The sequence below is a fragment of the Thioalkalivibrio sulfidiphilus genome, assembly GCF_000377945.1.
GTDB lineage: Bacteria > Pseudomonadota > Gammaproteobacteria > Ectothiorhodospirales > Ectothiorhodospiraceae > Thioalkalivibrio_A > Thioalkalivibrio_A sulfidiphilus_A.
In genome coordinates this window covers 14,235-33,626 of sequence record NZ_KB898954.1, presented here as the reverse complement: position 1 = coordinate 33,626, position 19,392 = coordinate 14,235, and the positions used below count along the sequence as shown (strand labels likewise).

14 protein-coding genes and 1 pseudogene are annotated in these 19,392 nt (G+C 67.0%); 12 read left to right on the top strand and 3 right to left on the bottom strand.

Features of this window, described 5'->3' with window-relative positions:
- The 8 genes and pseudogenes from D580_RS15550 to phnD all read left to right on the top strand — a co-directional run.
- Positions 1-111: pseudogene (locus D580_RS15550) on the top strand (HslU--HslV peptidase proteolytic subunit); the annotation flags it as partial.
- Positions 112-332: 221 nt separating this feature from the next.
- Positions 333-1,667, top strand: a complete 1,335-nt coding sequence (gene hslU / locus D580_RS0112405) for an ATP-dependent protease ATPase subunit HslU (protein WP_026289955.1) — start codon at positions 333-335, stop codon at positions 1,665-1,667.
- Between the two features lie 104 nt (positions 1,668-1,771).
- On the top strand, positions 1,772-2,137 hold the full coding sequence (locus D580_RS0112400; RefSeq protein ID WP_018954699.1) for a gamma-butyrobetaine hydroxylase-like domain-containing protein: 366 nt from the start codon (positions 1,772-1,774) through the stop codon (positions 2,135-2,137).
- 201 nt (positions 2,138-2,338) lie between these two features.
- Complete coding sequence (ubiE, locus tag D580_RS0112395; protein ID WP_018954698.1) at positions 2,339-3,088, top strand: bifunctional demethylmenaquinone methyltransferase/2-methoxy-6-polyprenyl-1,4-benzoquinol methylase UbiE; 750 nt, start codon at positions 2,339-2,341, stop codon at positions 3,086-3,088.
- A 28-nt stretch (positions 3,089-3,116) separates the two neighbouring features.
- A complete protein-coding gene (locus D580_RS0112390) occupies positions 3,117-3,734 on the top strand; it encodes a ubiquinone biosynthesis accessory factor UbiJ (protein WP_231363550.1) in 618 nt (205 codons plus the stop codon).
- On the top strand, positions 3,731-5,410 hold the full coding sequence (ubiB, locus tag D580_RS0112385; RefSeq protein ID WP_018954696.1) for a ubiquinone biosynthesis regulatory protein kinase UbiB: 1,680 nt from the start codon (positions 3,731-3,733) through the stop codon (positions 5,408-5,410). Before D580_RS0112390 ends, ubiB begins: the two co-directional genes overlap by 4 nt.
- A 223-nt stretch (positions 5,411-5,633) precedes the next feature.
- Positions 5,634-6,968: a sensor domain-containing diguanylate cyclase gene (locus tag D580_RS0112380; RefSeq protein WP_018954695.1), complete on the top strand. Its 1,335-nt coding sequence runs from the start codon at positions 5,634-5,636 to the stop codon at positions 6,966-6,968.
- A gap of 12 nt (positions 6,969-6,980) precedes the next feature.
- On the top strand, positions 6,981-7,829 hold the full coding sequence (gene phnD, locus D580_RS0112375; protein ID WP_018954694.1) for a phosphate/phosphite/phosphonate ABC transporter substrate-binding protein: 849 nt from the start codon (positions 6,981-6,983) through the stop codon (positions 7,827-7,829).
- A 133-nt stretch (positions 7,830-7,962) separates the two neighbouring features.
- Here the strand turns inward: phnD and odhB are convergent, their stop codons facing one another.
- Positions 7,963-9,195 carry a 2-oxoglutarate dehydrogenase complex dihydrolipoyllysine-residue succinyltransferase gene (gene odhB, locus D580_RS0112370; RefSeq protein WP_018954693.1) on the bottom strand — a complete coding sequence of 411 codons (1,233 nt, stop codon included), beginning with the start codon at positions 9,193-9,195 and terminating at the stop codon, positions 7,963-7,965.
- Positions 9,196-9,228: 33 nt separating this feature from the next.
- Complete coding sequence (locus tag D580_RS0112365; protein ID WP_018954692.1) at positions 9,229-12,075, bottom strand: 2-oxoglutarate dehydrogenase E1 component; 2,847 nt, start codon at positions 12,073-12,075, stop codon at positions 9,229-9,231.
- A gap of 119 nt (positions 12,076-12,194) precedes the next feature.
- Between D580_RS0112365 and uvrD the strand changes: the two genes are divergently transcribed.
- The 4 genes from uvrD to D580_RS16875 all read left to right on the top strand — a co-directional run bounded on the left by uvrD (position 12,195) and on the right by D580_RS16875 (position 18,372).
- Positions 12,195-14,360, top strand: a complete 2,166-nt coding sequence (gene uvrD / locus D580_RS0112360; protein ID WP_018954691.1) for a DNA helicase II — start codon at positions 12,195-12,197, stop codon at positions 14,358-14,360.
- 156 nt (positions 14,361-14,516) lie between these two features.
- Positions 14,517-15,707, top strand: a complete 1,191-nt coding sequence (locus D580_RS0112355) for an HD-GYP domain-containing protein (protein WP_018954690.1) — start codon at positions 14,517-14,519, stop codon at positions 15,705-15,707.
- Positions 15,708-15,772: 65 nt separating this feature from the next.
- Complete coding sequence (locus D580_RS16880; protein WP_231363549.1) at positions 15,773-17,365, top strand: ATP-binding protein; 1,593 nt, start codon at positions 15,773-15,775, stop codon at positions 17,363-17,365.
- Positions 17,275-18,372 carry a response regulator gene (locus tag D580_RS16875; RefSeq protein WP_038043696.1) on the top strand — a complete coding sequence of 366 codons (1,098 nt, stop codon included), beginning with the start codon at positions 17,275-17,277 and terminating at the stop codon, positions 18,370-18,372. The genes D580_RS16880 and D580_RS16875 overlap by 91 nt, the downstream gene beginning before the upstream one ends.
- Before the next feature lie 114 nt (positions 18,373-18,486).
- On the opposite strand, the gene D580_RS0112345 is transcribed toward D580_RS16875, so the two are convergent.
- Complete coding sequence (locus tag D580_RS0112345; protein WP_018954689.1) at positions 18,487-19,362, bottom strand: crotonase/enoyl-CoA hydratase family protein; 876 nt, start codon at positions 19,360-19,362, stop codon at positions 18,487-18,489.
- Between the last annotated feature and the right edge of the window lie 30 nt (positions 19,363-19,392).

Genomic DNA, 19,392 nt, shown 5'->3' with positions numbered 1-19,392 from the left:
CTGCTGGACAACACCGAGCTGTCCGCCCGGGAGATCGCCGAGCGCGCGCTCAACATCGCCGCCGACATCTGCATCTACACCAACCGTCACCTCACCATCGAGGAGATGTAATCTAGCCCGAATGTTTCATGAATTGCGCGCGCCCTCGCTTGTCTCTTGACCGCACAGGGGATTTTCCTCAGTCGGCCGTATAGCCCGATACGGCGCTCCCTCGGAAAATCCCCTGTGCGGCCAATATCCTGCGCGATCATCGCGCGAATTCATGAAACATTCGGGCTAGGGACAGGGTTTTGACCTTGCCACTTGAGACTAGCCACTTGAGACTGCCTTAAATGTCAGACATGACCCCCCGTGAGATCGTCCAGGAACTGGACAAGCACATCGTCGGCCAGAAAGACGCCAAGCGCGCCGTGGCCATTGCCTTGCGCAACCGCTGGCGTCGCCAGCAGCTGCCCGAGGCCCTGCGCCAGGAAGTGACCCCCAAGAACATCCTCATGATCGGCCCCACCGGCGTGGGCAAGACCGAGATCGCCCGGCGCCTGGCGCGGCTGGCCAATGCCCCCTTCATCAAGGTGGAGGCCACCAAGTTCACCGAGGTGGGCTACGTGGGCCGCGATGTGGAATCCATCATCCGGGATCTCGTGGATGCCTCTATGAAGCTGCTGCGCGAACAGGAGATGGACAAGGTGCGCTTCCGTGCCGAGGAGGCCGCCGAGGAACGCATCCTGGACGTGCTGCTGCCGGCACCACGGCAGGCGGGCTTCATGAGCGAGCCGGCCTCCGCGCCGGAGCAGAGCGAGACGCGGCAGAAATTCCGCAAGCGCCTGCGCGAGGGCCAGCTGGATGACAAGGAGATCGAGATCCAGGTGAGCGCCACCCCCGTGGGCGTGGAGATCATGACCCCGCCGGGCATGGAGGAGATGGCCAGCCAGTTGCAGAGCCTGTTTCAGAACATCGGCGGCGGGCGCAGCCAGACCCGCAAGCTCAAGATCCGCGACGCCATGAAACTGCTCACGGATGAAGAGGCCGCGCGCATGGTCAACCAGGACGAATTGAAGCTGCGTGCCGTGGCGAACGTGGAGCAGAACGGCATCGTGTTCCTGGACGAGATCGACAAGGTGGCCAAGCGCGGTGAATACGGCGGCGCCGACGTCTCCCGCGAGGGCGTGCAGCGGGATCTGCTGCCCTTGGTGGAGGGCTGCACCGTGAACACCAAGTTCGGCATGGTGCGCACCGACCACATCCTGTTCATCGCCTCCGGTGCGTTTCACCTGTCCAAGCCCTCGGACCTGATCCCGGAGCTGCAGGGCCGCCTGCCCATCCGCGTGGAGCTGTCCGCCCTCACCGCCGAGGACTTCGTGCGCATCCTCACCGAGCCGGACGCCTCGCTCACCGAGCAGTACAGCGCGCTGCTCAAGACCGAGGGCGTGGAGGTGAACTTCACCGAGGACGGGGTGCGGCGCATCGCCGAGATCGCCACCCGGGTCAATGAGCGCACCGAGAACATCGGCGCCCGTCGCCTGCACACGGTGATGGAGCGCCTGCTGGAGCAGATCTCCTTCGAGGCCCCGGATTACCAGGGTCCGGTGAGCATCGACGCCGCCTACGTGGACGAGCGGCTCGAAGAGCTGGTGCAGGATGAGGATCTGAGTCGATATATCCTGTAAGGCAGGGCAAGGATACAAGGTACAAGGGCAAACGGTTTTTCCCTTGTACCTTGCCCCTTGTATCTTTTACCTGAATTTAACCACTGACGACGGACCACTGACAAATGACAGCTAAACACCGTCCCACCGAGATTCATCTGCACCAGAAGAGCCGGGTGCTGGAGCTGGTCTACGACAACGGCGTGCGCCACAAGCTGCCCTGCGAGTTCCTGCGGGTGTACTCCCCTTCCGCCGAGGTGACCGGCCACGGTCCGGGGCAGGAAGTGCTGCAGCTGGGCAAGGAAGACGTGAATATCAACGCCATCGAGCCGGTGGGCAACTACGCGGTGAAGCTGGTGTTCTCCGACGGCCACGACACGGGCATCTACGACTGGAACTACCTCTATCGCATCGGCGAGGACCAGGATGCCCTGTGGCAGAAATACCTCAAGCGCCTGGCGGATGCGGGCCACCAGCGCAAGGTTAACTGAGTACCGGGCTGTTTGCTGCGAAGATCTGAAACAATGGACAGGATGAACAGGATTGAAAAGGATTTACAGGATTAACAATGAGGAGTTTGATGATTTGATTTCCATGATCCTGTTAATCCGCTCAAATCCTGTTCATCCTGTCCATTCGATTTTCAGAACACCCTCGGCAGAAGTCACATCAATGAGCATAAGGCCACCCCGATGACAGACGACAACACCACCCATTTCGGTTTCAAGCAGGTGCCCAAGGAAGAGAAGGTGCGCCGGGTGGGCGAGGTGTTCCATTCGGTGGCGGCCAAGTACGACCTGATGAACGACCTCATGTCCATGGGTGTGCATCGCCTGTGGAAGCGCTACACCATCGAGATGGCGGCGGTGCGTCCGGGTCAGCGGGTGTTGGACCTGGCCGGCGGCACCGGTGATCTCGCCTCGCGCTTCGCGCGGCTCACCGGACCCACCGGCGAGGTGGTGCTCTGCGACATCAACGCCTCCATGCTCAACGTGGGCCGCGACCGGCTCACCGACGAGGGCCTGGTGGAGAACCTGCGCTTCGTGCAGGGCAACGCCGAGTGCCTGCCCTTCCCCGACGAGCACTTCGATCTGATCACCATCGCCTTCGGCCTGCGCAACGTCACCGACAAGGACAAGGCGCTGGCCTCCATGCGCCGGGTGCTCAAGCCCGGCGGCAAGCTGCTGGTGCTAGAGTTCTCCCACCCGGTCACCCCGGGGCTCAAGCCCGTCTACGACCTCTACTCCTTCAAGGCACTGCCGCTCATGGGCAAGCTGGTGGCGGGCGATGCGGAGAGCTACCAGTACCTGGCGGAAAGCATCCGCATGCACCCGGACCAGGATACCCTCAAGGCCATGATGGAGCAGGCGGGCCTGGAGCGCTGCGATTACTTCAATCTCACCGGCGGCATCGTCGCCCTGCACCGGGGCTACCGGTTCTAGGATGGCCGGGGCAGACACGCACATGGACATGAGCGCACTGTCCGCCTTCACCGCCGCCCTGGAACGGGCGCTGAACGGCTACCTGGAACTGGATCCCGACAGCCGCGACCGGCTCGCGGCCATGCACGGCGGCGTGGTGGCCCTCAGCTTCACGCTGCCCGAGGCGACCCTCTACTTCATCCCCGGCGCCGACCGCCTGCAGGTGAGCACCGCCTACGACGCCGAGCCGGACACCCGCATCAGCGGTTCCCCCTTCGCCCTGGGACGGCTGGCCCTGGCCGGCGAGACCACGCGCCTGCCGGAGGGTGTGCGTCTCGAAGGCGATGCCCGGCTGGGTCAGCAGTTTCGCGACCTGCTGCGGGGCGTGGACCTGGACTGGGAGGAATGGCTGTCCCGGCTCACCGGTGATCTCGTCGCCCATCGCGTCGGCGAGGCCGTGCGCGGCTTCACCGGCTGGGGAAGGCGCGCCGGCGAGAGCCTGCGCCTGGACCTGGGCGAATACCTGCGCGAGGAATCCGGCACCCTGCCCGCTCGTGACGAGGTGGAGGGCTTCATGGACGACGTGGACCGGATGCGCGAGGACGTGGACCGGCTGCAGGCGCGCATCGCCCGTCTGGAACAGATCCTGCGGGAACACAAGCCGTGAGCCGCGCGGTACCGCTGCTCACCCCCGCCCAGCTGTGGCGGCTGGTCACCATCAACCGGGTGCTGATCCGCCACGGGCTCGACGAGGTGGTGTTTGCCATCCACCTGTTCCGGCCGCTGCGCTTTCTCATGTACCTGGCGCCCTGGAACTGGTTCCGCCGCCACCGTGCCGGGCGCGGCGAGCGCATCCGTCGCACCCTGGAGGACCTGGGCCCGATCTTCATCAAGTTCGGCCAGATGCTTTCCACCCGCCGCGACCTGCTGCCCGACGACATCGCCGCCGAGCTTTCGCTGCTGCAGGACCGGGTGCCGCCGTTCCCGGTGAGCGAGGCCCGGGCCATCATCGAACGCTCCCTGGAACAGCCCATCGGGGCCCTGTTCGCCCGCTTCGACGACACCCCCATCGCTTCGGCCTCCATCGCCCAGGTGCACGGCGCGCGCCTGCACGACGGCCGCGAGGTGGTGGTCAAGGTGGTGCGCCCGCTGATCCAGAAGGTCATCCGCCGGGACCTGGAGCTCATGTACATCCTCGCGGAACTGGCCGAACGCTACTGGCCCGAGGGCCGGCGCCTGCGTCCCGTGGAGGTGGTGCAGGAATACGAGAAGACCATCATCGACGAGCTGGACCTGGTGCGCGAGGCGGCCAACGCCACCCAGCTACGGCGCAACTTCGCGGGCTCGCGGTTGCTCTACATCCCCGAGGTCTACTGGGACTACACCCGCCGCGACGTGATGGTCATGGAACGCATCAGCGGCATCCCGGTGGCGGACATCGACAGCCTGCGTGCCCGGGGCGTGAACATGCAACTGCTCTCCGAGCGTGGCGTGGAGATCTTCTTCACCCAGGTGTTCCGCCACAACTTCTTTCATGCCGACATGCACCCGGGCAACATCTTCGTCAACGCCGAGCATCCGGAGGACCCCAGTTACCTGGCCGTGGACTTCGGCATCGTCGGCACCCTCTCGCCCTCCGACCAGCGCTACCTGGCGGAGAACTTCTACGCCTTCTTCAACCGCGACTACCGGCGCGTGGCGGAACTGCACGTGGAGTCCGGGTGGGTGCCGGCGGATACCCGGGTGGACGAGTTCGAGTCGGCCATCCGCAGCGTCTGTGAACCCATCTTCCAGAGGCCGCTCAAGGACATCTCATTCGGTCACGTGCTGCTGCGCCTGTTCCAGACCGCGCGTCGCTTCCACATGCAGGTCCAGCCCCAGCTGGTGCTGCTGCAGAAGACCCTGCTCAACATCGAGGGCCTGGGCCGTCAGCTCTACCCGGAGCTGGACCTGTGGAAGACCGCCAAGCCCTTCATCGAGCGCTGGATGGACGAGCAGGTGGGCCTGCGCGCCATGATCCGCGGCGCCCGCAAGCACCTGCCGCGCATCCTGGAGAAGCTCCCGGAGATGCCCGAGCTGTTGCATGCGGCCTTGGCCAACCAGGGCCAGGCGACGGAGCGTGACGCTGCCCTCAGGCTGGAGCTCGACAGCCTGCGCCAGGAACTCCATGGTGCGCGCCGGGCACAGGTCTGGGCCGTGGCCGGGGCAGTCGCTCTGCTGGTGGCAGGGCTGGCGGGTCTGCGCACCGACTGGCCCGGGGTCCTGGGCCTGTCCTGGGTGGCCTGGGCTTTCGGTCTGGCGGGGCTTTCGGCCCTGGCCATCGCCCTGTTGCGACGCGGCTGAGCCCTTCCCGGGTCACCCGGCCCTGTCGTCCCGGGCCGTTCATCGGGCCGTCATCTCCCTCTGTCTTTTCCCCTCTCACCAGCAGGCCAATGATTGGCGTAATCTGGTCAAAAGCGTGATGTGGGTCACAAGTCGATGGACCCGCACCCCAGAGCCGGGATACATCAAGAAGAGACCCGGCCAGGCCCGATCCAGAGGGGCCGCTGCCAGAGGAGAAGACCCCATGAACCGCCCGCGCCGGCGCCTGTGCCGGTTTGGCATTCGCCAGAAGGTGGTACTCGTGCTGCTCACGGTGCTGCTCACCGCCCTGTCCGTGAGCGGCTGGCTGGTGCTGCGCGACATGGAGCGCAACGTGCTCAGCGAGACCGAGCGGCGCGGCGTGGAGATGGCGGAATACCTGTCCCGGTCCCTGGCCTACAGCGTGGTGGGCTACGACTACCACACCATCCAGCTGCTGCTGAATCAGGTCGTCCAGACCGGTGACGTGGTGCATGTGCGCGTGCTCAGCGACCGGGGCAACACCATGGCCGAGGTGGCCCATCCGGACCGGGAGGCCGTGGAGCGGGTGGTCTTCGAGCGCCCGGTACGGCTCAACGATGACACGGTGGTGGGTAACCTGGAGCTGGAGCTCAGCATCGAGCCCATCGTGGCGCAGCTGGCCGAGCAGAAAGAGTCCCTCATCAAGCGCGAGGCGCTGGTTATCCTGCTCATCGCCCTGGGCGAGTTCCTGGTGTTGTCCTGGATCATCATCGGCCCGCTCACCCGGGTCTCCCGGGCCCTGGAATCCAACGTGGACGAGAACGGCGTGATCCTGCGCGACATCCCGGTGGATTCCCGGGACGAGATCGGCGAGCTGGCGCGGCGCTTCAACGAGATGCGCGCCCAGCTCAACGCCGCCAACCAGAAGCTCCATGGCCGGGTGGAGGCCGCCGACCGGGAGCTCAAGGAGGCCTACCAGAAGCTGCTGGAACAGTCCGCCGCCCTGCAGCACTCCAACCTGGAGCTGGAGCGCCTGAGCCTCACCGACCCGCTCACGGGGCTGGGCAACCGGCGTGCCTTCGACCAGAACACCGAGGCGGACATGGCCCTGTTCCGCCGCCATGGTGATGTCAGCAGCCTGCTGGTGCTGGACCTGGATTACTTCAAGGGACTCAACGACACCCACGGCCATGACATCGGCGACCTGATCCTGTGCCAGTTTGCCGACGTGCTGCAGAGCCATGCGCGGGAAACCGATGAGGTCTGCCGGCTGGGGGGCGAGGAGTTCGCCGTGTTCCTGCGCCGGGCCGACGAAGACGGCGCCATGGCCATGGCGGAGAAGCTGCGCGCGGCGGTGGAGGCCATGGTGGTCAACGTGGACGACGCGCTCAAGATCAGCGTCACCGTCAGCATCGGCGTCGCCACCCTCTCTACCCGCCTGCGCATCACCTCGGCACTGGCCCTCTACAAGGCCGCGGACCAGGCCATGTACGCCAGCAAGCAGGCGGGCCGCAACCGGGTCACCCACTACGACAGCCTGGTCACCGAGTCTCTAACCACAGCAACGCACTTTGCCTGAGGAATCCATGTCATGAAGCGTGTCCTGATGTCCTGTTTGCTCCTGGTCGCGTCCCTGGGTGTCCAGGCCAATGAACCGCGTGCTCCCGGGGAGCTGGTGTTCGGCTCCGTGGCCATGGACATCCCGGCACAGATGTACCAGCGGCTCTTGCCGGTGACCGAGTATCTGAGCGCGGCCATGGACATGCCCGTGAGCCTGCGCCTCTCGCCCAACATGCCCGACGCCATCAAGGAGGTGAGCGAGGGCCGTTCGGATCTCGCCTACCTGACCCCGGTGGCCTACGTCCGCGCCCGGGCCCGGGGCGAGGTGGAACCCCTGGTGAAGACGGTCACCGACGGTGAGGAGGCCTTCAGGCTGATGATCGTGGTGGCCGAAGACAGCCCCATCCGCAGCGTCGAGGACCTGGCCGGCAAGCGCTTTGCGTTCGGTGATCGCGCGGCCCTGCTGCAGCGGGCCACGGTGGTGGGTGCGGGCATGCCCCTGGAGACCTTGGGCGAGTATCACTTCCTGGGTCACTACGACAACATCGTGCGCGGCGTGATGAACGGCGATTTCGACGCGGGCATCCTCAAGGACACCACCGCCTTCCGCTGGCAGGGCGAGGGCATTCGCATCCTGTACGAATCGCCCCTGCTGCCGCCCTACGTGATCGCCGCCCGCAAGGGCCTGGATCCGGCCTTGACCGAACGCCTGCGCGAGGCCCTGCTGGCCGCCCGGCCCGACGACCCGTTCTCCGGACCGGCGATGCGCGCCCTGGACCCCAGCTATGACGGTTTCGCGCCGGTCACGGATGCGGAGTACGACGTGATCCGGGAACTGATCCGGCCCTTCGATACGCCGCCGGCTCAGGCGGGGCGGTAGGTAAAGTCAAAAGCCGGAACGCAAAGGGCGCAAAGGATGCGCAAAGGACGCAAAGGTTTTTTCTAGAAAAGACCTTCTTAGCGCCCTTTGCGTTAATGCTTTTGATTGTCTGAACGCTGACGCAGCCAGGGGATCAGACGTCCAGCAGCAGCTTCGCCGGGTCTTCCAGCAGGCCCTTGATGGTGGCCAGGAACTGCACGGCCTCGCGGCCGTCGATCAGCCGGTGGTCGTAGGAGAGCGCCAGGTACATCATGGGCCGGATCACCACCTGACCGTTTTCCGCCACCGGGCGCTCCTGGATCTTGTGCATGCCCAGGATGGCGCTCTGGGGCGGGTTGATGATGGGTGTGGACAGCAGGGAGCCGAATACGCCGCCGTTGGAGATGGTGAAGGTGCCGCCGGTGAGGTCGTCCATGGTCAGACCGCCGGACTTGGCCTTCTCGCCGAAGGTATTGATGGCCTTCTCCACGCCCGCCATGGACAGGGTGTCGGTGTCGCGCAGCACCGGCACCACCAGGCCCCGGGGCGAGGACACGGCGATGCCGATGTCGAAGTAGCCGTGGTAGACGATGTCTCTGCCGTCGATGGAGGCGTTCACCTCGGGGAAGCGCTTGAGCGCCTCGGTGGCGGCGCGCACGAAGAAGGACATGAAGCCCAGGCGCACGCCGTGACGCTTCTCGAAGGCATCCTTGTGAGCCGCGCGCATCTCCATCACCGGCGCCATGTTCACCTCGTTGAAGGTGGTGAGGATGGCGGCGTTGTGCTGCACCTCCAGCAGGCGCTCGGCGATGCGGGCGCGCAGTCGGGTCATGGGCACGCGGCGCTCGGTGCGCTGGCCCGGTGCGGGGGCGCTGGGTGGGGCGGGCGGCGGGGTTGCCGGTGCGGAAGGTTTCTCCGCGGCGGGTTTCGCCTGGCTGCCCTGCTGTTCCAGGTGGCTGAGTACGTCCTCCTTGAGGATGCGACCGTCCTTGCCCGTGCCGCGGATGGCGCGGGCATCCAGATCATGTTCGGCCACCAGCTTGCGCACCGCGGGACTGAGCGGCGGTGTCTCGCCGGTCTCTTCAGCCGCCTCCGCCCTAGCTGCGTCCGGCCTGGCCGCTGCGGCGGATTTGCCGGCACCGGCGCCGGAGCCTGCCCCCAGGCGCCCCACCACCTGGCCGGCGGTGACGGTCTCGCCATCAGAGGCGAGGATCTCCTCGATCACGCCATCCGCCGGGGCCGGTACCTCCAGCACCACCTTGTCGGTCTCGATGTCCAGCAGGATCTCATCGCGGCTCACGGCATCACCGGCCTGCTTGTGCCAGCTGACGATGGTGGCGTCCGCCACGGACTCGGGCAGCTCGGGGATCTTGACGTCGATGCTCATGAAAGGTCCTTGTGACTTGCGTTGTTGGTTTTATCAGTCGTTCGTGAGGGGCAGCCCGAGGGCCTTGTGGATCACCACTTCCTGCTGGCGCTTGTGCACGTCCAGGTAGCCCACGGCGGGGGATGCGGAGGCCGGCCGGGTGACATGATGCAGGTAATGCTTCTCTCCGAGCACCGAACGGATATGGTGCTGGCTGGAATACCAGGCACCCTGGTTGAGCGGCTCCTCCTGGGCCCAGACGAATTCCGTGGCCTTGGTGTACGGAGCCAGGGCCTCGGCCAGTTCGTGCTCGGGGAAGGGGTAGAGCTGTTCCAGGCGGATGATGGCCACGTTCTGAAGCCCCTCCTCCCGGCGTTTCTCCAGCAGTTCGTAGTAGAGCTTGCCGGCGCACATCACCACCCGCTCGACCTTCCCGGCATCCAGCGTGTCGATCTCGCCGATGACGTTGCGGAAACGGCCTTCGCTGAATTCCGACAGGGGGCTCACGGCAAGTCGATGGCGCAGCAGGCTCTTGGGGCTCATCACCACCAGGGGTTTGCGGTAGGGGCGGATCATCTGCCGGCGCAGCAGGTGGAAGATCTGTGACGGCGTGCTGGGCACGCAGACCTGGATGTTGTGCTGGGCGCACAGTTGCAGGTAGCGCTCCAGACGCGCGGAGGAATGCTCGGGCCCCTGCCCCTCGTAGCCATGGGGCAGCAGCATCACCAGGCCGCACAGCCGGCCCCATTTCTGTTCCCCGGAACTGATGAACTGGTCGATGACCACCTGGGCACCGTTGGCGAAATCGCCGAACTGGGCCTCCCAGAGGGTCAGGGTGTTGGGCGCGGCAGTGGCATAGCCATACTCGAAGGCCAGCACCGCCTCCTCGGAGAGCAGCGAGTCGATCACCAGGAAGCGTGACTCGTCGTCGATGAACTTGCGCAGCGGGATCCAGCGCTGGCCGGTCTTCTGGTCGAACAGCACAGCGTGGCGGTGGAAGAAGGTGCCCCGGCCGCTGTCCTGCCCGGACAGGCGCACTGCGTAGCCCTGTTCCAGCAGCGTGGCGTAGGCCATGGTCTCGCCGAAGCCCCAGTCGGTGGGCAACTCGCCCTCGGCCATGCGGCCGCGGTCCTCCATGATCTTGGCCACCCGGGGATGCAGTTCGAAGCCCTCGGGCAGGCGCTCGAGCCTGCGCCACAGGCTCTGCAGGGTTTCCAGGCTCACCCGGGTGTCGCCGGGCTCGGTCCACTCCCGGTCCTTGTAGGGTGTCCAGTCGGCGATGGGCTGATAGGGCGAGGGTTCCTCGCACAGGTGGGGCACCATGGAGTCGCCGGCATCCAGCCGGTCGCGGCAGCTGGTGACCAGCGCCTCCACCTCGTCTTCCTTCATCACGCCCTGCTCCACCAGGCGCTGACCGTACAGGGCGCGGGTGGTGGGCAGCTTGCGGATCGCCTGGTACATGGCCGGCTGGGTCACGGCGGGTTCGTCGGCCTCGTTGTGTCCATGGCGCCGGTAGCAGACCAGGTCGATCACCACGTCCTTGCGAAAGGCCATGCGGTAATCGAAGGCGATCTGCACCGCGAACACCACCGCCTCAGGGTCGTCGCCATTCACGTGCAGGATGGGTGCGTTGACCATCTTGGCCACGTCGGTGCAGTAGTCGGTGGAGCGGGCGTCACGCATGGTGCTGGTGGTGAAGCCGATCTGGTTGTTGATGACGATGTGCACCGTGCCCTTGGTGGAGAAGCCCCGGGTCTGGGACATGTTGAGCGTCTCCATGACGACGCCCTGCCCGGCGAAGGCGGCATCGCCATGGATCACCACCGGCAGCACCTCGTCGCCGTCGGCGTCCTGGCGGTTAGTCTGGCGGGCGCGCACCGAGCCCTCCACCACCGGGCCGACGATCTCCAGGTGCGAGGGATTGAAGGCCAGGGCCACGTGCACCGGGCCGCCGGGCGTGTTCATGTCCGAGGAAAAGCCCATGTGGTACTTCACGTCGCCGGTGCCGTTGCCGCGCCGGTGGGTGCCTTCGAACTCCTGGAACAGGATCTGCGGCGACTTGCCCAGGATGTTCACCAGCACGTTGAGCCGGCCCCGGTGGGCCATGCCCAGCACGATCTCCTGGATGCCGGCGCCGCCGGCGCGCTGGATGAGCTCATCGAGCATCGGGATCAGGCTCTCGCCGCCCTCCAGGGAGAAGCGCTTCTGGCCCACGTAGCGGCTGTGCAGGTAGCGTTCCAGGCCCTCGGCGGCGCTCAGGCGGTCGAGGATGTAACGCTGCTGCGCGGTGCTGAAGCCGGGCCTGCCGCGGCTGCCTTCCAGGCGCTTCTGTAGCCAGCGCTTCTCGCTGGTCTCCATCAGGTGCATGTACTCGGCGCCGATGGTGTCGGTGTAGGTGCTCTGCAGGATGTCCAGGATCTCGCCCAGGGTCGCCTCGGCGGGGCCGCTCAGGGAGCCGGTGTTGAACACCGTGTCCAGATCCTCTTCTGCGAGGCGGTGGTGGGCCAGAGTCAGCTCCGGCGTGGCCTCCGGCTGGTGCAGGCCGAGCGGGTCCAGGCGCGCGATGCGGTGGCCCAGGAAGCGGTAGGCGTTGATGAGCTGCAGCACACGCACCTGCTTGCGCTCGTGCTCCAGGTTGACCGTGGACAGGCCCGCACGGGCGCCGTGCCGGGTGTCGGTGAGCCGGCGGAATTCCTCGCGGATGCGGCTGTGGGGCAGGTCGCGTCCGCCACCGGTGTCGGCCTGAAGCTGCTCGAAGTAGGCGCGCCAGGCGGGGTCGATGCTGGCCGGGTCCTCCAGAAAGGCCTCGTAGAGGGCGTCCAGGTAGGCGGCGTTGCCGGCGTCCAGGTGGGAGGTGCTCCAGCGGGCCTTGAGCCCGCCGGTGGAACTGGAATCATTCATGTGCGCGTGTCGGTCGGAATGGCTGGGTCGATATTCGTTGGTCCATGTATATACATAGACGTTCCCGCAGGGGCCGTCCAAGCCGCCCGGCGTCTGGCCGGGTTTGGTAGACTGCTGGGATGGACGTGACCACCCTGCTCGATTCCCTGAACCCTGCCCAGCGGGAGGCCGTGAGCGCCGACCCGGGGCCGGTGCTGGTACTGGCCGGCGCCGGCAGCGGCAAGACCCGCGTGCTCACCCACCGCATCGCCTGGCTGATCCAGGTGGAGGGACTTTCTCCCCACAGTATCCTCGCCGTGACCTTCACCAACAAGGCCGCGGCGGAGATGCGCGGGCGCATCGAGGCCCTGCTGGGCATGCCGGTGCGCGGCATGTGGGTGGGCACCTTTCACGGCCTGGCCCACCGCCTGCTGCGTGCCCACTGGCAGGATGCGGGCCTGCCCCAGGGCTTCCAGATCCTGGATTCCGACGACCAGCTGCGCATGGTCAAGCGGGTGCTCAAGGCGCTGGAGCTGGACGAGGCCCGCTGGCCGCCGCGCCAGGCCCAGTGGTTCATCAACGCCCGCAAGGACGAGGGCGTGCGCCCCCAGCACATGGAGGATCACGGCGACCCGGTGAACCGTCAGCTGGTGCGCATCTACAGCGCCTACGAGGCGGCCTGCAAGCGCGCCGGCGTGGTGGATTTCGCCGAGCTGCTGCTGCGCGCCCTGGAACTGCTGCGCGACACCCCCGCCCTGCTGGAACACTACCGGGCCCGTTTCCGCCACATCCTGGTGGACGAGTTCCAGGACACCAACGCCATCCAGTACGGCTGGCTGCGCCTGCTGGCGGGCAGCCGCATCCCAGTGTTCGCCGTGGGTGACGACGACCAGTCCATCTACGGCTGGCGCGGCGCGCGCATCGAGCACATCCAGCACTTCAGCCGCGACTTCCCGGGCACCCGCACCGTGCGCCTGGAGCAGAACTACCGCTCCACCGGCAACATCCTCAAGGCCGCCAACGCACTCATCGAGCACAACGACGGGCGCCTGGGCAAGAACCTCTGGACCGAGGACAGCGAGGGCGCGCCCATCGCCCTGTATGCCGCCTTCAACGAGCAGGACGAGGCCCGCTTCGTGGCCGGGCGCATCGAGGAATGGCTGCGCGAGGGACATCGCCACAGCGAAGTGGCCATCCTGTACCGCTCCAACGCCCAGTCGCGGGTGTTCGAAGAAGCCCTCATTCAGGCGCGTATCCCCTACCGGGTCTACGGCGGGCTGCGCTTCTTCGAGCGGGCCGAGATCAAGGACGCCCTGGCCTACCTGCGCCTGGTGGCGAGCCGCGAGGATGACGCCGCCTTCGAGCGGGTGGTCAACCAGCCCGCCCGCGGCCTGGGCGAGCGTACCCTGGCGCAGATCCGCGACTTGGTCCGGGAACGGGACCAGTCCCTCTGGGGCGCCTCCGCCCGGTTGCTGGAAACGGGTGCCCTGACCGCCCGGGCGGGCAATGCCCTGCGCGGTTTCCTGGCCCTGGTGGACGGACTCGCCGAGGCCTGCCGTGACCTGCCCCTGCACGAGCAGGCGGAGCACGTGATTCAGCATTCCGGCCTGCGGGACTTCTATGCCGCCGAGAAGGGCGAGAAGGCCCAGGCCCGGGTGGAGAACCTGGACGAGCTGGTGAGCGCGGCCCGGGGCTTCAGCTTAGACCCGGAGACCCACGGCGACATGAACACGCTGACTGCCTTCCTGGCCCACGCGGCGCTGGAGTCCGGGGAGGGGGAGGCGTCGGCCTTCGAGGACTGCGTGCAGCTCATGACCCTGCATTCCGCCAAGGGCCTTGAGTTCCCCCTGGTGTTCATGGCGGGCATGGAGGAGGGCCTGTTCCCCCACCGCATGTCCGTGGAAGAGCCCGGGCGCATGGAGGAGGAGCGCCGGCTGGCCTACGTGGGCATCACCCGGGCGCGCCGGCAGCTGGTGCTTTGCTACGCGGAATCCCGCCGGCTGCACGGCCGGGAGACCTTCAACGCCCCGTCGCGCTTCCTGGCGGAGTTGCCCGCCGAACTGATCGAGGACATCCGTCCCCGGGCGCGCATCAGCCAGCCGGTGTTCCGTCGCCCCGAGCAGGTGGCCAACGATGCCGGCGACGGCCTGCGGGTGGGGGTGCGGGTGGCCCACCAGAAGTTCGGCGAGGGGGTGATCACCGACTGCGAGGGCCAGGGCAGCAACGCCCGCATCCAGGTGCATTTCGCCGAGCACGGGGCCAAGTGGCTGGTGGCGGGGTATGCCAAGCTGGAAAAGGTGTCCTGAAGTGGGAAGGGGGGATTGGGAAGTGGGAAGTGGGAAGTGAAAGGCCTTACTCTTTGCTTGGTATCTCCACGTCGTATGTCGGCCGGACTGTGACGCCCATCAACAATCCCGCCGCTTTGCCACCCGACCTTCCGGCGCTCTGCCAGAATGATTCTCATGAATGAACTTCACATTTCCGATCCCCGGAAGGCCCAGGTCATCTCCATGACCCGGGAGGCCGCCCGCCGGCGCACGGCGCCGGCCCAGTGGCGTTCGAGCCATGCCGAGGGAGAGGGTGAGTACGAATACACCCCGCCGGCGGCCCGCATGCGCCTGGTCATCGTGGACGACCAGTCCACGGGGCGGCGCATCCTGCGGGAGCTGCTCCAGGACGTGGGCCAGGGGGTGGAGATCGTCGACTATGCCGCGCCCCAGGATGCCCTGCTGGACGTGCGCGAGAACCTGCCGGACCTGATCGTCACCGACTACCGCATGCCCGGGATGAACGGCGCCCAATTCATCCGTGCCGTGCGCGCCATACCCGGCGGCGCTGATGTGCCCATCGTGGTGGTGACCGTGCTCGAGGACCGCAACGTGCGTTACGAGGCCCTGGAGGCCGGCGCCACGGATTTCCTGTCCCGTCCCCTGGACCCGGTGGAATGCCGGGTGCGTTGCCGCAACCTGCTCCAGCTGCGCCGCCAGGGGCGCCTGGTTCGCAAGCGCGCCCAGTGGCTGGAGCAGCGGGTGCGCGCCGCCACCCAGGAGGTCATCAAGCGGGAACGGGAGACCCTGTTCCGGCTCGCCAAGGCGGGTGAATACCGGGACGAGGGCACGGGCAATCACGTGCTGCGCATGGCCCGCTACGCCCGCTGCGTGGCCGAGGCCCTGGGTCTGGACGAGGTGCTGTGCGAGACCATCGAGCTGGCCGCCCCGATGCACGACATCGGCAAGATCGGCGTGCCGGATCAGATCCTGCTCAAGCCGGGCGAACTCACCCCGGAGGAGCGCGAGATCATGATGCGCCACGCCATCATCGGTCATCAGATCCTGATGGAATCCAAGTCCCGTTACATCCAGATGGGCGCGGTGATCGCGCTGGGCCACCACGAACGCTGGGACGGTGAGGGCTATCCCCACGGGCTGGCGGGCGAGGACATCCCCCTGCCGGCGCGTATCGTCGCCGTGGCCGATGTCTACGACGCCCTGCGCTCCGACCGCCCCTACAAGTCCGCCTGGAGCCGTGAGGCGGCCTGCGATTTCCTGCGTGATGAGGCCGGCAGACGCTTCGACCCCACCTGCGTTGCGGCCTTCCTGAGCTGCTTCGAGCGCATCTGCCAGGTCGAGGACAGCTTGCGCGACACGACCTAGGGTGCGAGCATTTTTTCAGTGGTTCGCCCACCGTGGCGGGCGGGCCGGCTCCAGGGAGGGCCGCGGTGAATAATCCCAGACAACGCCCGACCGGCTCGGGCCAGGTCTCGCCGTCGGCGCTAGCCATGATTCGCCAGCGCCTGGCCTCCCGTGCCGACAGTGAACACCAGCAGGCGCTGCTGCGCCTGATCATCGGCATGGCGGTGTTCCTCTATTTCCACTCGCCCCTGTTTGCGGCGGTGGTGGATCCCCCCGCGCTGGAATATGCCCGCCTGGGCAGTACCCTGTTCCTGGCCTTCTCCCTGGGCATCTTTCTGGCCATTCTGTTGTGGCCGGAACCGAGCCCCTCGCGACGTCTGCTGGGCATGGCGGGGGACATGGCCGGCGCCTCCCTCAGCCTGCTGCTGGGCGGCGAGGCCGGCGCGCCGATCCTGGCGGTGTATCTGTGGGTCATCGTGGGCAATGGCTTTCGCTACGGCCTGCCCTACCTCTACGCCGCCACGGTCATGGCCCTGGCCGGTTTCGCGATGGTGTTCGCGCTCAGCCCCTTCTGGTCCACCCACCCGGTGTTCAGCTTCAGCCTGATGCTGGTGCTGATCATGGTGCCCCTGTACACCGCCACCCTGCTGCGCACCCTCAAGGGCGCCATCGACCGGGCCAACGAGGCCAACCAGGCCAAGAGCCGTTTCCTGGCCAACATGAGCCATGAGCTGCGCACCCCGCTCAACGGCGTGATCGGCATGAGCGACCTGCTCATGGACACGCCGCTCAACGACGAGCAGCGGGACCTGGGTCGATCCATCCACACCTCCGCCCGGGTGCTGCTGGGCCTGATCGAGAACATCCTGGACATCTCGCGCATCGAAGCGGGCAAGCTCAGCAGCGAGCGGGAGGACTTCGACCTGCATCGCCTGGTGCACGGCACCCTGGGCATGTTCGAGGCCCAGGCCCGCAGCAAGGGCCTGCACCTGGGGGCGCGCATCGACCCCAGCGTGCCCTTTGCACTGCATGGCGACGCCCTGCACCTGCGCCAGGTGCTGGTGAACCTGATCGGCAACGCGCTGAAGTTCACCGAGCGGGGCCAGGTGGAGCTCTCCGTGCAGTTGCTGGAAGCACCCGCCGAGGATGCGGTGCGCCTGCGCTTCAAGGTGCGCGACACGGGCATCGGCATCCCGGAGGAGGCCCAGGCGCGCATCTTCGAGAGCTTCGAGCAGGCGGACACCACCGTCACCCGTCGCTATGGCGGCACCGGGCTCGGCACCACCATCGCCCGCCAGCTGGTGCAGCTGATGGGCGGGACCATGGGTCTGGAAAGCCGTGTGGGTGAGGGCACCACCTTCTACTTCGACCTGCCCTTGGGCCGGCAGGAGATCCCGGAGGAGGCAAGCCGCGGCGCCCTGGCCTCGGAAGGCAGCCGGGTGCTCATCCTGGCCGAGAGCAGCTCGCCGCCGGTCTCGGCGAACTGCTCTCGGGCTGGGGGCTGGTGCCGGAGTCCGCGGAGAGTCCGCCCCAGGCCCTGGCACAACTGTTTCACGGCGGTGAGAACCCGACTGAACCCCACGCGGTCGTGCTGGTCCAGCGCCGCATGCTGGGGGCCGATCCCGCCCATTTCCTGGGCCTGCTGCGCCAGGATGCGAGCCTGCGGCGCCTGCCCCTGATCCTGCTGGATGACGGTCCGGCGGGGCCGGCCCAGGACGTCTGGCTGCGGGCCGGCTATTCCGCCGTGTTGGGCGCGCCACCGGACAAGACCCTGCTGTTCAATGCCCTGCACGCGGCACAAAGTGCGACGGAGCCTGCGGAAAATGTCGTCTCCCTGGCCGACCATTATCGCAGCCGTGCCGGCGGCGTGCGGGCCCTGCGCATCCTGGTGGCCGAGGACAACACGGTCAACCAGCGGGTCATCTCGGGCATCCTGGAACGGGCCGGCCACAAGGTGACGGTGGTGGGCAACGGCGAGGCGGCGCTGGACCTGCTGTCCGCCCGGGCGCGGGATTTCGATCTGATGATCCTGGACATGAACATGCCCGTGATGGGTGGGCTGGATGTGCTCAAGGCCCGGGGCTTCATGGCCGAGGAGGCCAGGCTGCCGGCCATCGTGCTGACGGCCGATGCCACTACGGAGGCCCTGGTGGCCTGTCGCGAGGCAGGCGCCGAGGCCTACCTGACCAAGCCCCTGGATGCCCGGCGCCTGCTGGACACGGTGGCGGGGCTGGCCCTGCAGGGCGCCGCGAGACCTGCAAACCTGGAGACGCGGCCCGAGCCAGCCGCGACACAAACTGCGACAAAGGAGGTCGATGTGCTCAATTCGGAAGTCCTGGACAGCCTGGTTCGCCTCGGTTCGGGGCCGGTGTTCCTGATGGATCTGCTGGAGGGTTTCCGGCGCGACGGGGAACAGCAGCTCGCCGACCTGCACCAGGCGGTCATCATGAAAGACTACCCGCGCATGCGCGACGCCCTGCATGCCCTCAAAGGCAGCGCCGGGGAGATGGGCGGCGCCCTGCTGGTGCGCCTGTGTCAGGCGGCGGAGGGGCTCAAGCCCTATGAACTGGGCACGGACAAGCCCGCCACCTACGTGACCCACATCGAACAGGCCTTCCGCGAGACCTGCGCAGGTGTGGACGCCTACCTGCGCCGCCGGCGCGGCGATGCCGATGCGCTGACCTGAGTGTCGACCGCGATCCGCAAGGGCGAACGCAGACCGAAGCGAAAAAACCGCTGAACGCACCCCCCGTTCGAGGGTGCGTTCAGCGCGGTTTCAGAGGCGTTCCATTGCGCGACATCATGCCGCGTCGCGGCCGCGGGCCGACTGCCGGGCCACCAGCCTTTCCATCATGCGCAGATCACGGGGGGTCAGCCGCAGGGCGGCGTCCACCCAGATCTCCGTGATGCCGATCAGCTCCTCACGGGTCACCGGATTGCTCAGCCGCTTGGCGGCGCGCAGGGCACGGAAGCCGTTGCGGGCACGGTTTTCCCGGGCGATGTAGTCATACACCGCCTGCTCCCCCTGGCCGTCCTCCGCCAGCACGTCCACCACGCCCATGGCATGCAGTTCCTCGGCGGTGTGGATCCTGCCCGACAGGATCAGCCGCTCGGCGCGCACCGGGTCCAGCTTGCGGGACAGCAGGCTGTAGGCGCCCATGCCCGGGAACAGGTTGAACAGGATCTCCGGCAGGCCCATCCGCGCGCTGCGCTCGGCGATCAGCACGTGGGCGGACATGGCGCCCTCGAAGCCGCCTCCCAGGGCCTCGCCCTGCACCAGGGCGATGGTGGTGATGTCGCGGCCGTCGATGCCGCTGATGTTGGTCCAGAGCATGTCGATGCAGGCATGGGCATAACGCTGCAGGCTCTGGCGGTCCCCGGCCTCCACCAGGCTGCGGAACAGGGCCAGGTCACCCCCCAGGTTGAAGATCCCCGGGACCTTGGAGGCCAGCACCATGTAGTCGATGCCCGCATCCTCGGGAGCATCCAGCCGGTGGGCCATGTCATCCCGGAAGCTGGACAGCTCGGACAGCAGGTCCGGGCTGAAGCAGGGGCGCGGCTGTGCGTGCATGTAGTACCACATGACGCGGTGCTGCGTGTCCAGCCAGGTGGACAGGTTCGGCTGGCTGGGTTCCTGGGCGTGCTCGGGGATCTGGATCTGGGGCAGGTGGCTCATGGCAGTACTCCTTGGGGATAACCCCTGGGT

What these genes read in the sequence shown, in the direction of transcription:
- hslU (WP_026289955.1), top strand. Translation starts at nt 333, where the DNA reads ATGTCAGACATGACCCCCCGTGAGATCGTCCAGGAACTGGACAAGCAC.
- D580_RS0112400 (WP_018954699.1), top strand. Translation starts at nt 1,772, where the DNA reads ATGACAGCTAAACACCGTCCCACCGAGATTCATCTGCACCAGAAGAGC.
- ubiE (WP_018954698.1), top strand. Translation starts at nt 2,339, where the DNA reads ATGACAGACGACAACACCACCCATTTCGGTTTCAAGCAGGTGCCCAAG.
- D580_RS0112390 (WP_231363550.1), top strand. Translation starts at nt 3,117, where the DNA reads ATGAGCGCACTGTCCGCCTTCACCGCCGCCCTGGAACGGGCGCTGAAC.
- D580_RS0112380 (WP_018954695.1), top strand. Translation starts at nt 5,634, where the DNA reads ATGAACCGCCCGCGCCGGCGCCTGTGCCGGTTTGGCATTCGCCAGAAG.
- phnD (WP_018954694.1), top strand. Translation starts at nt 6,981, where the DNA reads ATGAAGCGTGTCCTGATGTCCTGTTTGCTCCTGGTCGCGTCCCTGGGT.
- odhB (WP_018954693.1), bottom strand. Translation starts at nt 9,195, where the DNA reads ATGAGCATCGACGTCAAGATCCCCGAGCTGCCCGAGTCCGTGGCGGAC.
- D580_RS0112365 (WP_018954692.1), bottom strand. Translation starts at nt 12,075, where the DNA reads ATGAATGATTCCAGTTCCACCGGCGGGCTCAAGGCCCGCTGGAGCACC.
- uvrD (WP_018954691.1), top strand. Translation starts at nt 12,195, where the DNA reads ATGGACGTGACCACCCTGCTCGATTCCCTGAACCCTGCCCAGCGGGAG.
- D580_RS0112355 (WP_018954690.1), top strand. Translation starts at nt 14,517, where the DNA reads ATGAATGAACTTCACATTTCCGATCCCCGGAAGGCCCAGGTCATCTCC.
- D580_RS0112345 (WP_018954689.1), bottom strand. Translation starts at nt 19,362, where the DNA reads ATGAGCCACCTGCCCCAGATCCAGATCCCCGAGCACGCCCAGGAACCC.